14 protein-coding genes and 1 pseudogene are annotated in these 13,905 nt (G+C 71.4%); 9 read left to right on the top strand and 6 right to left on the bottom strand.

The annotated features are described in order from the left end of the window. Positions 1-159: 159 nt before the first annotated feature. Complete coding sequence (locus tag SSP08S_RS50405) at positions 160-1,338, bottom strand: acyl-CoA dehydrogenase family protein (protein WP_019075270.1); 1,179 nt, start codon at positions 1,336-1,338, stop codon at positions 160-162. Positions 1,339-1,546: 208 nt separating this feature from the next. Continuing rightward, positions 1,547-2,017 (bottom strand): RDD family protein, encoded by a 471-nt coding sequence (locus SSP08S_RS50400; protein ID WP_019075269.1) that lies wholly within the window; start codon positions 2,015-2,017, stop codon positions 1,547-1,549. Positions 2,018-2,215: 198 nt separating this feature from the next. Between SSP08S_RS50400 and glnA the strand changes: the two genes are divergently transcribed. The 5 genes from glnA to pspAB all read left to right on the top strand — a co-directional run bounded on the left by glnA (position 2,216) and on the right by pspAB (position 6,926). Further along, a complete protein-coding gene (glnA, locus tag SSP08S_RS50395; RefSeq protein WP_019075268.1) occupies positions 2,216-3,625 on the top strand; it encodes a type I glutamate--ammonia ligase in 1,410 nt (469 codons plus the stop codon). Between the two features lie 97 nt (positions 3,626-3,722). Next, positions 3,723-3,977 carry an SCO2583/SCO2584 N-terminal domain-containing protein gene (locus SSP08S_RS50390; protein WP_019075267.1) on the top strand — a complete coding sequence of 85 codons (255 nt, stop codon included), beginning with the start codon at positions 3,723-3,725 and terminating at the stop codon, positions 3,975-3,977. Positions 3,978-3,982: 5 nt separating this feature from the next. Beyond that, the gene (locus SSP08S_RS50385; protein ID WP_026179523.1) at positions 3,983-5,293 is read left to right on the top strand and encodes a hypothetical protein; all 1,311 of its coding nucleotides are present in this window, start codon (positions 3,983-3,985) and stop codon (positions 5,291-5,293) included. A gap of 122 nt (positions 5,294-5,415) precedes the next feature. Beyond that, positions 5,416-6,339, top strand: a complete 924-nt coding sequence (gene htpX, locus SSP08S_RS50380) for a zinc metalloprotease HtpX (RefSeq protein ID WP_019075265.1) — start codon at positions 5,416-5,418, stop codon at positions 6,337-6,339. Between the two features lie 2 nt (positions 6,340-6,341). Then, positions 6,342-6,926: a PspA-associated protein PspAB gene (gene pspAB, locus SSP08S_RS50375; protein WP_026179522.1), complete on the top strand. Its 585-nt coding sequence runs from the start codon at positions 6,342-6,344 to the stop codon at positions 6,924-6,926. Positions 6,927-6,932: 6 nt separating this feature from the next. On the opposite strand, the gene SSP08S_RS50370 is transcribed toward pspAB, so the two are convergent. Next, on the bottom strand, positions 6,933-7,223 hold the full coding sequence (locus tag SSP08S_RS50370) for a hypothetical protein (RefSeq protein WP_019075263.1): 291 nt from the start codon (positions 7,221-7,223) through the stop codon (positions 6,933-6,935). Positions 7,224-7,449: 226 nt separating this feature from the next. Beyond that, positions 7,450-8,790, bottom strand: coding sequence for a DUF2252 domain-containing protein (locus SSP08S_RS50365; protein ID WP_019075262.1), 1,341 nt, complete (start codon positions 8,788-8,790; stop codon positions 7,450-7,452). A 128-nt stretch (positions 8,791-8,918) separates the two neighbouring features. Here SSP08S_RS50365 and SSP08S_RS50360 point away from each other — a divergent pair, with 128 nt between their 5' ends. After that, the gene (locus SSP08S_RS50360; protein WP_019075261.1) at positions 8,919-10,094 is read left to right on the top strand and encodes a winged helix DNA-binding domain-containing protein; all 1,176 of its coding nucleotides are present in this window, start codon (positions 8,919-8,921) and stop codon (positions 10,092-10,094) included. Positions 10,095-10,164: 70 nt separating this feature from the next. On the opposite strand, the gene SSP08S_RS50355 is transcribed toward SSP08S_RS50360, so the two are convergent. After that, on the bottom strand, positions 10,165-10,479 hold the full coding sequence (locus tag SSP08S_RS50355) for a hypothetical protein (RefSeq protein ID WP_026179521.1): 315 nt from the start codon (positions 10,477-10,479) through the stop codon (positions 10,165-10,167). 353 nt (positions 10,480-10,832) lie between these two features. Between SSP08S_RS50355 and SSP08S_RS50345 the strand changes: the two genes are divergently transcribed. Continuing rightward, entirely contained in the window at positions 10,833-11,510 is a 678-nt protein-coding gene (locus tag SSP08S_RS50345) for an SCO2207 family protein (RefSeq protein WP_019075258.1), read from the top strand. 3 nt (positions 11,511-11,513) lie between these two features. On the opposite strand, the gene SSP08S_RS50340 is transcribed toward SSP08S_RS50345, so the two are convergent. Continuing rightward, the gene (locus tag SSP08S_RS50340; protein WP_019075257.1) at positions 11,514-12,389 is read right to left on the bottom strand and encodes an alpha/beta fold hydrolase; all 876 of its coding nucleotides are present in this window, start codon (positions 12,387-12,389) and stop codon (positions 11,514-11,516) included. A 20-nt stretch (positions 12,390-12,409) separates the two neighbouring features. On the opposite strand from SSP08S_RS50340, the pseudogene SSP08S_RS64010 reads away from it, so the two are divergent. After that, positions 12,410-12,553: pseudogene (locus SSP08S_RS64010) on the top strand (MarR family transcriptional regulator); the annotation flags it as partial. A 252-nt stretch (positions 12,554-12,805) separates the two neighbouring features. Continuing rightward, the gene (gene glnII / locus SSP08S_RS50335; protein WP_019075256.1) at positions 12,806-13,834 is read left to right on the top strand and encodes a glutamine synthetase; all 1,029 of its coding nucleotides are present in this window, start codon (positions 12,806-12,808) and stop codon (positions 13,832-13,834) included. Positions 13,835-13,905: the final 71 nt, after the last annotated feature.

The raw sequence follows: 13,905 nt of genomic DNA, 5'->3' as shown, positions 1-13,905 counted from the left end.
GGGATCCGACATGGGACCGGGACCAGGACCGGGAAGGGCCGAGGTCAGCGCCTGGCCAGAGACCGAGACCGAGCCCCGGACCGTGACCGGACCCCAGGGCCGGGAGCGGAGTCAAGTACCGGGCCGGGACAGGGGGCAGGGCTCCGAGGCAGGACCGGATCAGTGCACGGCCGCCACGGCCCCCGCTCCCTCCCCGCCGCCCAGTGCCCACGCGCCGTACGCCGCGCCGGTCGTCTCGAAGGAGAGGGCGACGTGGGAGGCGGCGCTGTTCACGTCCCGCCAGAAGCGCTGTACGGGGTCGGAGGATGACTGGCCGGAGGTGCCGCCGGCTCGGAAGACGCGGTCGACCGCCGAGACGAGCAGCTCCACGGCCAGGGCGAGGTCGCGGGCGCCGCGGACCGCCGCCTCGCCGTCCGGGACGTGTACCGTGCCGTCGGCCACCGCCGCCGTGCGCAGGATGAGGAGTTCGGCGGCGTCCACCTCGGCCGCCGAGCGGGCCAGGGCGACCTGTGTCGAGGGCTTCTCGCCGACGGACTGTCCCCGGCGGTCGACGCGCGCGCCGGTCCGGGCGATCCAGGCCCGCAGCGCGCCCCGGACGGCGCCGACCAGCGGGGCGGCGAAGGGCAGCGCGCTCACGGCGTACATCGGGACGAGGTGGCAGCGCGCGTCCGACGCGGGCGCCCGTCCGGCATGGACCGCCGACCGGGCCAGCGTCCGGTGCTCGGGCACGAAGGCGTCGGCCAGGAGCAGGGTGTCGCTGCCGGTGCCGCGCATCCCCACGGTGAACCAGCTGTCCTCGATGGCGAAGTCGGCCCGCGGCACGGCGAAGAACCGCACTTCGGGCCGCGCGTCCGGGTCGACGGGGCCCTCGGTGGGTACGGCCGCGCAGGCGAGCGCCCAGTCGGCGAAGTGCACCCCGCTGATGTACTTCCACTCACCGCTCAGCCGCCAGCCGCCCGCGACCGGTTCCGCCTTGCCGGACGGCATCAGCGCACCGGCAAGCAGGGCGTCGGGCCCGTCCGCCCAGATGTCGGCCTGTCCCTCCTCGGGCAGGAACGCCCCGTACCGCCCGGCGTAGGCCGCCAGCGAGGCGGCCCAGGCGGCCGAGGTGCAGCCCTCCCCCACCAGGCCGACCGCGGAGGTCACCTCGGCGAAACCACCGGCTTCGCCGCCGTGCGCCCGCGGTACGAAGTGCCGCGCGAAGCCCGCGTCCCGCACCGCCTCGACCACCTGCGGCGAGAGCCTGCGGGCACTCTCCGCCTCGTCCGCGTACCGGGCCGCGATCTCCGCGACCATCGGCGCCCCGGCCATGACCGTCGACTTGTCGCCTGCTGCCATCCTGCCCACCACTTCCGTCGGGAACGGCGACAGTGTCCCGGTCACAGCCGGTCACGGAGCGGACCCCGGGCCGAGACCGGCCGACGGTCACCCGCCCGGCACGCCCAAGGGGGCGGCCCGGCTCCTTCCGGGCGCCCCCTCGGTCATACGACTGCTGCTGATCCGCAGCTGTACGGCTTCTGCCGATACGCACGCCGTACGGCTGCTGCTAGATCCGTACCTCCACCGTGCGGGCCAGCCGGTCGTGGAGGCCGCGGCCGTCGCGGTCCCAGATCAGGGCGGGGACGGCGACGCAGAGCAGGGCGGAGCGGAGCAGGGCGCGGAGGGGGCTGGGGCGGCCGGTGTCGAGGGCGTAGACGCGGAGGCCGAAGAGGCGCTTGCCCGGGGTGAAGCCGATCGTGCCGACCGTGAGGGCGCTGAGGACGAAGAAGACGAGGAGGGCCCAGTTGCCGGTCGCGCCCGGCTTGTAGCCGTGGGTGAGCAGGCCGTATGCGATCAACAGGCACAGGGCCCAGTCGACGGCGAGGGCGCCGAGGCGGCGGCCCGGGCGGGCGATCGAGCCGGGGCCGTCCTCGGGCAGGCCCAGCTGCTCACCGCGGTAGCCGAAGTCGACACCTGCTCGCTCCGCGGCCTCACGGGGCCCGGAGAGCCATGAGCCGATTGCATCCCTGTTGTCCACCCGTCCACGGTACTGCCCGCGTTCTGCCATGCGGACAGGAGGGGCCAGGCGGCTCAAGACCGGTTAACTTGGGCGAAACAAATGGGTCACGCCTGAGAAATCCCCCGTCCCTAAGGTCGGGTCCAGCGTGTGCCACCGCACTGGCCGCACGAACGAACTACCACCCCGGCACGGACGGTCGGGAGTAGGAGGAGCTGGATGTTCCAGAACGCCGACGAGGCCAAGAAGTTCATCGCGGACGAGGACGTCAAGTTCGTCGACGTCCGATTCTGCGATCTGCCGGGTGTGATGCAGCACTTCACGCTGCCGGCGACGGCCTTCGACCCGGACGAGGAACTCGCCTTCGACGGCTCCTCGATCCGCGGCTTCCAGGCCATCCACGAGTCCGACATGGCGCTTCGCGCCGACCTGTCGACCGCGCGCGTGGACCCCTTCCGCCGCGACAAGACGGTCAACATCAACTTCTTCATCCACGACCCGATCACGGGCGAGCAGTACTCCCGTGACCCGCGCAACGTGGCGAAGAAGGCCGAGGCGTACCTCGCCTCCACCGGCATCGCCGACACCGCGTACTTCGGTCCCGAGGCCGAGTTCTACGTCTTCGACAGCGTGCGCTTCGAGACCAAGTCGAACGAGGCCTTCTACCACATCGACTCCGAGGCGGGCGCCTGGAACACCGGTGCGGTCGAGGACAACCGCGGTTACAAGGTCCGCTACAAGGGCGGCTACTTCCCGACCCCGCCGGTCGACCACTTCGCCGACCTGCGTGCGGAGATCTCCCTGGAGCTGGCCGCGTCCGGCCTCCAGGTCGAGCGCCAGCACCACGAGGTGGGCACCGCCGGCCAGGCCGAGATCAACTACAAGTTCAACACGCTGCTCGCCGCGGCCGACGACCTCCAGCTCTTCAAGTACATCGTGAAGAACGTGGCCTGGCGCAACGGCAAGACCGCGACCTTCATGCCGAAGCCGATCTTCGGCGACAACGGCTCGGGCATGCACGTCCATTCCTCGCTGTGGGCGGGCGGTTCCCCGCTCTTCTACGACGAGGCTGGCTACGCGGGTCTGTCGGACCTCGCCCGCTACTACATCGGCGGCATCCTCAAGCACGCCCCGTCGCTGCTCGCGTTCACCAACCCGACGGTGAACTCGTACCACCGCCTGGTGCCGGGCTTCGAGGCGCCGGTCAACCTGGTCTACTCGCAGCGCAACCGCTCCGCCGCGATGCGTATCCCGATCACGGGCTCCAACCCGAAGGCCAAGCGCGTCGAGTTCCGCGCGCCCGACTCCTCCGGCAACCCGTACCTCGCCTTCTCCGCCCTGCTCCTCGCGGGCCTGGACGGCATCAAGAACAAGATCGAGCCGGCCGAGCCGATCGACAAGGACCTCTACGAGCTGGCCCCCGAGGAGCACGCGGGCGTCGCCCAGGTCCCGACCTCCCTCCCGGCCGTCCTCGACCGCCTCGAGGCCGACCACGAGTTCCTCCTCGCCGGCGACGTCTTCACGTCCGACCTGATCGAGACGTGGATCGACTTCAAGCGCACGAACGAGATCGCGCCGCTGCAGCTGCGCCCGCACCCGCACGAGTTCGAGCTGTACTTCGACGTGTGATCGAACCGACCGAACCGATCGCCGGGTGCCCCCGTCTCTCTTCGGAGAGGCGGGGGCACCGTCGTACACAGACTGTTCTTCGGGAGGGGCAACGGGGATGGGACAACACGACGACGAAGAGCGCGAGTTCGACCTCAAGTGGGCCGACGGGGCCGAGCACAAGGAGCCGTCCGCGCGGGCTCGGATGCTCGCGGCGCGGTGGAAGGAGAATCCGCCGGGGCCGGTGCCGTTCCGGGGTGAGCCGGACGGGGTGGGGCCCCGGCGGTCGTCGTGGGTGTCGACGGTGATCGTGTTGGGGAGTGTCGCCGCGGTCGTCGTGCTGCTGGGGTACGTCAACTTCCGGGCGCCGTAATAGAGATGCGTGCGGACATCAGGCGTGGAGTGGCCGCCGCGGCGCGGCTCGCGCAGGGGGAAGCGGTGCGGGACGTGCTCGACGTGCGGGATCCGCGGGCGTGGCTCGGGCTGGACGAGGGGGCGCGGGTGGACGAGTTCTTCTGTACGCCGGACCTCGTGCCGTGGGAGCTGACGGCCGGTGGTCGTGAGTTCACCGAGGTCCTGCGCGGGCCCGGCCCGCTGACCGAGTCCCAGCTCGCGCTCGCCCTGTGTCATCGGGACGGCCGGATCCGGCAGGCGGCGCTGGAGCGGGCCGCCGGGCACCCCGTGCTGCTGCCGCTGGTCGTGCTGCGCTGCGCCGAGTGGGCCCCGCCGGTGCGTGACCTGGCCCGGCAGCGGCTGACCGAGGGGCTCGACGACCTGACCGCCGGGTCGCTCGCGCCGATGATCCTGCTCGTCGGCCGCCGCGACCGGGCCGACTTCGCCGTAGGCCTGCTCGACGAGACCCTGCGCCGGGGCCCCCGCGACCGGATCGTGGCGCTCTGCTCCAGCGCCGACCGCGCCGTGCGCCGCTACGCCTACCGTCTCGCCGTCGAGGACGGTCTCCTCTCCCCCGCCGGACTCGCCCGCGCCACCGCCCGGGACGCCGACGCCGTCGTGCAGACGCTGTGCGCGGATGCCGCGCTGGCCGCCGTGGCGCAGGGCGGGGCGTACGACGAGGTGTTCGGGCCGCTGCTCGGGGCGCGGAGTCCGCGTGTGCGTTCCGCCGGGGTCACCGTGCTGCGGCCGGCCGGGCGGGCCGACCTCGCGGTGGGGTTCCTGGGCGACCGGGCCGCGGTCGTACGGGCCTGTGCGCGGTATGTCGTACGGCGGGACGGGGTCGATCCGCTGGCGCTGTACCGGGCGTGGTGCGCGGCGCCGGAGCCGGTGCCGGGGGCCGTGATCGGGCTGGCGGAGTGCGGTGGGCGGGCGGATGCCGAGCTGCTGTGGACGCTCGTCGGCCATCCGTCGGGCGCGGTGCGGGCACAAGCCGTGGCCGGGCTGCGGGTGCTGGACGTGGCGGACGTACGACGGTTGCGGCCGCTGCTGGACGATCCGGTGGCCGGGGTCGTGCGTGAGGTGACCGCCGCGCTGTTGCCGGCCGCGGAGCTGGTGCCCGAGGAGTGGCCGACGGAAAGGCTGGGGGCGGGGTGGCCCCGGGCGGTGCGGGTCGCCGCGTTCCGGCTGCTCGACGCGCGGGGCGGGGGCGTACGGCGGGAGGTGGCCGAGGCGCTGTTGGACGATCCGGACGTGAAGCTGCGCGGGTGGGCCGAGCACGCCGTAAAGCGGGGGTGAGGACCGGACCCGGATTCACAGGCACCTTTTGCTCCGCCTAGGGCCGATCGCGACCGCTTCATGGGAGAGGGCGGGTGCACACTGGGCGGTGGGACGAGTGCCTGACTGCGGGGTGATGGCAGATGCAGAGCCGCTTCCGGAGCGACCGGCGGCTGACCGTGCGTATGGGTCTGACGCTGTTCCTGCTCGGGCTGTTGTACGTGGCGTTCGTGGCCGCGCTGATCGTGTTGCTGAAGTCCTGGGTGCTGGTCGTGGTGCTGGCCGGCGGGCTGCTCGTCGCGCAGTACTGGTTCTCCGACCGGATCGCGCTGTACGCGATGAAGGGTCGGATCGTGGAGCGGGAGGAGTATCCCGATCTCCACGGTGTGATCGACCGGCTGTGTGCCGTCGCCGACATGCCCAAGCCCGTCGTCGCCGTGTCGGACATTGACATGCCTAATGCCTTCGCTACTGGGCGCAATGCCGACAACGCCGTGATCTGCGTGACCACCGGGTTGCTGCGGCGGCTGGAGCCGGCCGAGCTGGAGGGTGTGCTCGCGCACGAGCTGTCGCACGTGGCGCACAAGGACGTGGCCGTGATCACGGTGGCGTCGTTCCTCGGAGTGCTCGCCGGGCTGATGGTGCGGTTCGCGTTCTACTCGCAGATCTTCCGGGGGCGCAAGGACCAGAACACCCTCGCGGTCTTCGCGGGGATCATGGGGATCTCGGCGGCCGTGTACGCGATCAGCTTCCTGCTGATCAGGGCGCTGTCCCGGTACCGGGAACTCGCGGCGGACCGGGCGGCGGCGCTGCTCACCGGACGGCCCTCGGCGCTGGCCTCCGCGCTCACCAAGGTCGACGGGGACATCGCCCGGATCCCGACCAAGGACCTGCGGACCGCGCAGGCCTTCAACGCCTTCTACTTCACTCCGGCGACCGGCAGCGAGCCCGGTATCTCGAAGTACTTCTCGACGCACCCGAGCCTGGAGCAGCGGCTCGACCAACTGGGGCGGATCTCCGCCGAGTTGGGTGAGGCGGCGGTGCCCGGCATCGACAAGGCGGGCTGAGGATGGGGTTGCTGGACATCCTGCTCGGCCGTACGAAACCGGTCGCCCCCGATCTCGACCAGCTGTTCGCGCTGCCCTCGGCGGCGGTGACGCTGGAGGCGGCGGCCGGCTTCACGCCGACCGGGCGCGGTGCGGTGTGCTTCGCCACGGTGGAGGGCGGGGCGTTCGAGCAGACGCACCGGGAGGTCCAGGCACTTCTGGACGCGGACGCCGAACGCACCGGTCCCCCGGTGGAGTTGACCCAGGACTCCTACGGCTACTCCTGGCTGGTCTCGCACCGGGCACCCGACGAGCTGTCGGCGCTGGTCAACGATCTGCACGCGGTGAACAGCGCGATGGAGGTCAACGGGTTCGGGCCCCAACTGCTGTGCTCGCTCGCCGGGTTCGAGGATGACGGGGGCCGACGGCTCGCGCTCGTCTATCTCTACAAGCGCGGGACGTTCTTCCCGTTCGCGCCGCTGGCCGGTGACGGGCAGCGGCGCGACAGCTCGCTGGAGCTGCAGGTCAAGTCGATGCTCGGCAACGACCTGCGGATCGAGCAGGATCTGAGCCGGTGGTTCCCGGTGTGGGGTGCCCCCGGGTTGTAGGTCCCGCTAGCTCTTCTCCCGTGCCTGCCGACGTGACTCCAGGGGGCGTTCGCGCTGGTAGCGGCGCTCCCACTTGGCCTGCTTGTCACGGCGGTCGCGGTAGGCGCGGTAGCTCGACGGTGTGGCCCCCGAGGAGGAACCTCCGGTCGACGAGGACGAGGACGAGGTCTTCGAGGAGGAGTCCCGCCCGTACTGGACGTACAGGAAGAGGACGGCGACCGCGGCCAGCCACCAGACGTGGTTGCCGAAGCCGAAGAGGACCAGGACGGCGGTTCCGGATATGACGATGGTGCCCATGACGGGCCTCCGTGGGCGTGGGTGTGGTGTCCGAGCGATGTGAACGTGTCCGACAGGGCGCTGGGGTGGGCGGCCGACCGTCGGTGGGTTGGGTGCGAACGAGAGTAGCGCCGACTCCGCAGGGTGACGCCTCCCCTGCGTGAAACGGTGGTGACCTGCTCCGGAATGCGTCTCCAGCGTAGGGAGTCGGTCACTCGGTGTGCATCTCGTTTTTCGTGGGTGACCGTCAGATCCCCGGTGCCGCCGTGACTACGCCCGCCGCGACCGCCGCGCCCAGCGTCGCGTGGTCGGCGGTGGTCTGGGTGGCGTAGGCCAAGGCGAAGTCGGCCACGGCGTGTTCGAAGGTGTCGGTGCCGCCCAGGTACGCGGCGATGGCGACGCGGTCGCCGGAGCGGGCGTGGGCGCGGGCCAGCGCGGTGCCGCACAGGCGGCCGTAGGCGAGGAGTTCGGGCGGGCTCATGCCGGCGACGTCCGCGGAGCCCTTCATGTCGCGCAGTTGGCGCCAGTAGAAGGCGCGGCCCTGCGGTCCGGTCATCCAGCCGAGGAAGATGTCGCTCGCGGCCTGGAGCAGGCGCTGGCCCGCGACGACACGGTGACCGGGGTGGACGTACGGTCCGCTCGGCAGATGCTCCTCCAGTACGGACTTCCGCGCCTCCTTGATCTGCAGGAACAGCGGGTCGTCCTGGTCGCGGCCGGCGAGCAGCACGATGAAGCAGCGGGTGCCGACGCTGCCGACACCGACGACCTTGCGGGCGGCGTCCACGAAACGGTAGCGGTCGAGCAGCAGGCGGCGCTCCTCGGAGAGGGTGGAGCGGTAGTCGCTGAAGATCTTGCGTACGGCGGCCATGTCCGAGGCGCCGGCCGGTTCCAGGAGGGGCGGGTCCTGGACGATACGGCGGCGGCCGTCGACGGTCTCGGTGAGCTTGCCGACGGCGTGCAGGCTGGTGCGGCGGCGGGCGCGGGTGAGGCTGGACTCGACCCGGCGGCGGTTGCGGGCGGAGCGGACCAGGGGCAGCAGGCTGTCGGCGTCGATCCGGTCGTACCAGACGGCGAGTTCGCCCTTGCGGGCCAGGGAACGCAGCGCAGTACGGTACGCGGCGGTCGCCTCCAGCGCCGCGCGGTGGGCCTTCGTGTCGCTGTGGCCGTTCTCGCGGGCGGCGACGGCGAGGCTCGCGGCGAGGCGTTTGACGTCCCATTCGAAGGGGCCCGGGAACGTCTCGTCGAAGTCGTTGAGGTCGAAGAGCAGGGCACGTTCCGGGGACGCGTACAGGCCGAAGTTGAGGAGGTGCGCGTCGCCGCACAGCTGCACGGTGAGCCCGGTGTGCGGCTGGGAGGCCAGGTCGGCGGCCATCACGGCGGCCGAGCCGCGCAGGAAGGCGAAGGGGGAGGCGACCATACGGCCGTAGCGGATCGGGAGGAGTTCCGGGAGCCGGTCGCGGCCCTGGCGTCCCAGTACGGCGACGGGGTCCGGGCGGTCCACGGAGGGGATCCAGCCGGCGTGCGCGGAACGGGCAACGCGTTTGCGCGCGGCGCGGCCCCGCTCCGCTCGGTCGGCCGGTGTGGTCATGTACGCAGTGAAACCGGGTGGGCGTGGGGGCGCATTCCGTGCACGGCGATCAGGTGAAAGAACAGATGGTTCGCCCACCCACCCGTTTACTGTCGGTCGAGCAGTCGCCCTTTCAAGCGGAGGTCCGGATGAGCAGCCCGCGCCACATCACCCCGGCCGAACGGCGGGCCCGGCTCGCCCTCCGCCACCGCCTCACCCCGAGCACCCGCGCCGCGACCCCCGAGGACGTCGCCGACTCCCTCGTCGCCCTGCACGGCTCGGACCCGGCGACGGTGTTCCTGGCCGTCGGCGCACGCCTCGCCGACCCGGCCGGCACCGTGGACGAGACCGCCCGCGCGCTCTACGAGGACCGCACCCTCGTCCGTATGCACGGCATGCGGCACACGGTGTTCGTGTTCCCGACCGACCTGACCGCCGTCGTGCACGCCTCGACCGGACTCACCGTCGCCGCACGTGAACGGGCCTCCCTGGTCAAGGACATGGCGAAGGCGGGTGCGCCGGACGCGGTCTGGCTGAAGGAGGTCGAGGACGCGACGCTCGCCGCGCTGGCCCGGCGCGGGCAGGCGACGGCGGCCGAACTAGCGGAGGACGAGCCGAGGTTGAGGGAACAGTGGGTGTACGCGGCCGGGAAGAGCTACGAGGGCGTCCACACCCTCTCGACCCGGCTGCTGAGGGTGCTGGGGGTCGAGGGGAAGGTCGTGCGGGGCCGTCCGCTCGGCGGCTGGACGTCGAGCCAGCTGCGCTGGGCGGTGGCGCCGGAACATCCCGAACTCGACGTGGCCGAGGCCCAGTCGGCCCTGCTGGAGCGCTGGCTCACGACCTGCGGCCCGGCCACCGAGGCCGACCTGAAGTGGTGGACGGGGTGGAAGGTGACGGAGGTCCGCCGGGCGCTGGCCGCGATCGGCGCCGAGCCGGTGTCCCTGGACGAGGGCACGGGGTACGTCACCGCCGGTGACCTCGCCCCACCGGCCGCCCCCGCCTGGGCGGCCCTGCTGCCCGCTCTCGATCCCACGGCGATGGGCTGGCAGCACCGGGACTGGTACCTGGCACCGGAGTTGCGTCCCGCGCTGTTCGACTACAGCGGCAACGTGGGGCCCACGGTGTGGTGGAACGGGCGGGTGGTGGGCAGTTGGGCCCAGCGACCGGACGGCGAGATCGTCTGGCGCGTGCTCGACCGGACGGACGTCGGCAGGGAGGCCGAGGCCGCGATCGGGGAGGCGGCGGAGCGGTTGCGGGGGTGGGTGGGGGCGACACGGGTGACACCGCGGTTCCGGACGCCGGTGGAGAAGGAGTTGTCGGCGTAGGGACACGCCTTTGTTGATCGGGGCGCCTGCGCCGGGCGCCCCGAAACCACGGGGCACCCGGCGCGACGGCTCAGCGCGAGTAGCGCATCAGCGCGCGCACCATGTGACACGTCGTGTCCGACGGCGCGTGGACGCCGATCAGTTCGGCGGTGGTGCGGATCGTCTCGTTGCGGGCCTGGTTCGGGACGTAGACGCCCGAGTCGAGCAGGGCGATGGCCAGGCGCATCGCCTTGAGGCGGCGGTTGTGCGTGACGTACCACTCCCGCGGGCGGCCGGGCGGCAGCGGACGCTTCGCCACGGGGACGTAGGGCAGGTCGAGTTGGACGGAGCGCTTCGCGGTGGACTGGGTCGGCAGCGGCTTCGGCTTCAGTGCGGCAGCGGGCACGGACATCCTCCTGTCGCGGTCAGGGCGCCGTCCGGACCGCCCGGCGACACCCTCGAACACTGCTTCTATTCTACTGCCCGCCACTGACAAACGCCCTGGCCACAACGGCTGTTGAGGGCGCTGTGACGCAGGTGGAAGACGGGTTTTCGCGGTGGCTGTCGGCGGTGGTCGCGCGCGGTGACGAGGCCGTGCGGGAGGCGCTGTCCCGGTAGCTCCCGGTGGCGAAGCGCGGCGAATGATCCACAACCCCCTTGTGGCGTACGTCACTTCAGTGACTTCTGTGTCGGATGAGTTACATCGTTCGGCATCCCGTACATAGCGGCGTACGGTCCCCTACCCCACAGGAGACGCGCATGTCGCGCAGGAGAACTGCCAGCACGAAGAAGAAGCTGGCGCTGCTGGTCACCGCAGCGGCGGTCGCCGGAGGCGGGGCCTTCGCTCTCGCCACCACGTCGAACGCTTCGCAGACGAACACGCAGAACGCGAAGACGCTGTCCGCGACGAACTCGACGGTCTGCCAGGGGCTCGCCACCGCCCTCGGCAACAACCAGAGCTTCATCGCCGGCCAGAAGGCCAGTCCCGACGCCCAGTCGGCGGCGCGGATCGCCAACCGCGAGGCGGTCATCGCGCAGATCAAGGTGCAGCAGAAGGCGTCGGGTTGCACGGTTGGGGAGTCGGCTCAGGGCTCCCAGGCCGCACAGCCCGCGCAGTCCGCACCCGCGGCCACGGCGACCTCCAAGGCGACCCCTCCGGCGGGCAACACCGGCACCGGTGCCGCCGCGGGCAGCCAGGTGTGCAACGGCTCGACCGTCACGCTCTCCGGCGAGGCCGGTGCGCCCGCCGCCTCCAGCAACCAGTTCCCGGCGGGGACGACGCTGAAGGTCACCAACCTGGACAACAACAAGTCCACGACGGTGAAGGTGACTTCGGTCTCCGGCAGCTGTGTCCTGCTGAACAACGCCGCATTCGAACAGGTCCGTGAGCCCGGCAAGTTCCTCATCCGCCGTGCTCTGATCCAGAAGGTGGGGTGACGCTCAGGGTCCGAGAAAACCGGTGAGGTGACGGCCCAGTCGCTCAGGCGCAGACTGCGGCAGCATGTGATGTGAGACGTCCGCCAGGATGTCGATCTCCACGTGCGGCAGCAGACTCGCCACCCGGGTCGCCACCAGGTGCGTGTCATAGGTCCTGCTGCTTCCGGCCAGAAGCAGCAGGACCGACGCGTTCAGCCCGCGCAGCGCGTCCGGCGCCGGGCGGGGACCGGTCACCGGTTTCGCGGACGGGAACCGCGCGCCCGCCTCCTGGAGACGCAGCCAGTCGGGGTCGAGCGCCGCTCCCCCGGTCTCCCACTCCAGGAACGCGCGGACCCGGCGCGGGGTGGGCCGTAGCAGCATCGGCAGCGCGTGCAGCAGATACGCCGTCTCGAACCCGGCGAAGCACTGGGTCGGGTCGAGGAGGAACAGACGGCGTATCCGGTCGGGCGCGTACAGCGCGTAGTGCAGGGCGATCCAGCCGCCGTAGGAATGACCACCGAGGTCGGCGGCCGGCGTCACGCCCAGCCCGTCGAACACCGCGTCCAGCCAGGTCATCAGGTCGGCCACCGTGCGGGGGCGGCGGCCGGGCGCCGGGGCACTCCGACCCGGGAAGCCGATCAGGTCGACGGCGTGGACCCGGTGGCCGGCCCGGGCGAGCTCGCCGGCCTGCGCGTACCAGGACGCCGAGGTCGCTCCCCCGCCGCCCGGCAGCAGCACGAGCGGCCGCCCGTCGGCGGGCCCGCAGACGTTGACATACGTCTCGCCGAACGGCGTCGGGACGCTCACCGCCTCCCGCTCCTCGGGCCACTTCGCCATGACCTTGTCGTAGGCGGACCTGAAGCGGTCACTGTCGTAGCCGCCCCCACCACGGATGCCCATGCCGCTCACCTCCCCCTCCCCTTCATTGTTCCCGGGCCGTCGCGGTCGAACTCGGCCTGCGCGGCGCCCGGTTCGCGAACCAGAACGGCATGCACCCGACGGACGTACGCGCCCTGGTCGACCGGCTGGAACGGGCCGGGCATGTGCGGCGGACGCGGAGCGAGGGCTAACCCCATCGCATACGAGCTGTCCGACCACCCTCGTCTGCGACTGCGAACAGCGCTCTCACAGGTGCGCCGCACGCAGGGCACGTGAATCGCGACACAGCGCCACCAGGTAACACGGGGTTCACACTTGAGCAATGATCGGGAAATCGCATGTTGACAGGCTGCCCGGCATGAATCGCGGCGCTCCAGTGCCGCTGCGCCGCAGCACCCGCAAGTGCGACGAATGACCCACCCCGAAGGATGTGGCCCGTGACCTTCAAGGCTGAGTATATCTGGATCGACGGCACCCAGCCGACGGCCAAGCTCCGTTCCAAGACGAAGATTCTGGCCGACGACGCCAAGGGCGCCGAGCTCCCGATCTGGGGCTTCGACGGGTCGTCCACGAACCAGGCCGAGGGGCACTCCTCGGACCGCGTGCTCAAGCCGGTCGCCAGCTTCCCGGACCCGATCCGCGGCGGCGACGACATCCTCGTGATGTGCGAGGTCCTCGACATCGACTTCACGCCGCACGAGTCCAACACCCGTGCCGCGCTCGCCGAGGTCGTCGCGAAGTTCGGCTCCCAGGAGCCCATCTTCGGCATCGAGCAGGAGTACACCTTCTTCGACGGCTCCCGCCCGCTGGGCTTCCCCGAGGGCGGCTTCCCGGCCCCCCAGGGCGGCTACTACTGCGGCGTCGGCGCCGACGAGATCTTCGGCCGCGAGATCGTCGAGGCCCACCTGGAGAACTGCCTGAAGGCCGGTCTCGCGATCTCCGGCATCAACGCCGAGGTCATGCCCGGCCAGTGGGAGTTCCAGGTCGGCCCGGTCTCCCCGCTGGAGGTCTCCGACCACCTGTGGATCGCCCGCTGGCTGCTCTACCGCACCGCCGAGGACTTCGGCGTCTCCGCGACCCTCGACCCCAAGCCGGTCAAGGGCGACTGGAACGGCGCCGGCGCGCACACCAACTTCTCCACCAAGGCGATGCGCGAGGGCTACGACGCGATCATCACCGCGTGCGAGTCCCTCGGCGAGGGCTCCAAGCCCCTCGACCACGTCAAGAACTACGGCGCCGGCATCGACGACCGTCTGACGGGCCTGCACGAGACCGCCCCGTGGAACGAGTACTCCTACGGCGTCTCCAACCGCGGTGCCTCGGTCCGTATCCCGTGGCAGGTCGAGAAGGACGGCAAGGGCTACATCGAGGACCGCCGCCCGAACGCCAACGTCGACCCGTACGTCGTCACCCGCCTGATCGTCGACACGTGCTGCTCCGCCCTGGAGAAGGCCGGCCAGGTCTGATCCCCACCGCGCTTCCCCGAAGGGGCGTCCACCGTCGTGGTGGGCGCCCCTTCGCGTTGTCAGTGGCGGAT

This window comes from Streptomyces hokutonensis (assembly GCF_000376565.1).
Lineage (GTDB): Bacteria > Actinomycetota > Actinomycetes > Streptomycetales > Streptomycetaceae > Streptomyces > Streptomyces hokutonensis.
Note: the sequence above shows the minus strand (reverse complement) of the source record. Positions and strands in the feature narration are given on the sequence as shown.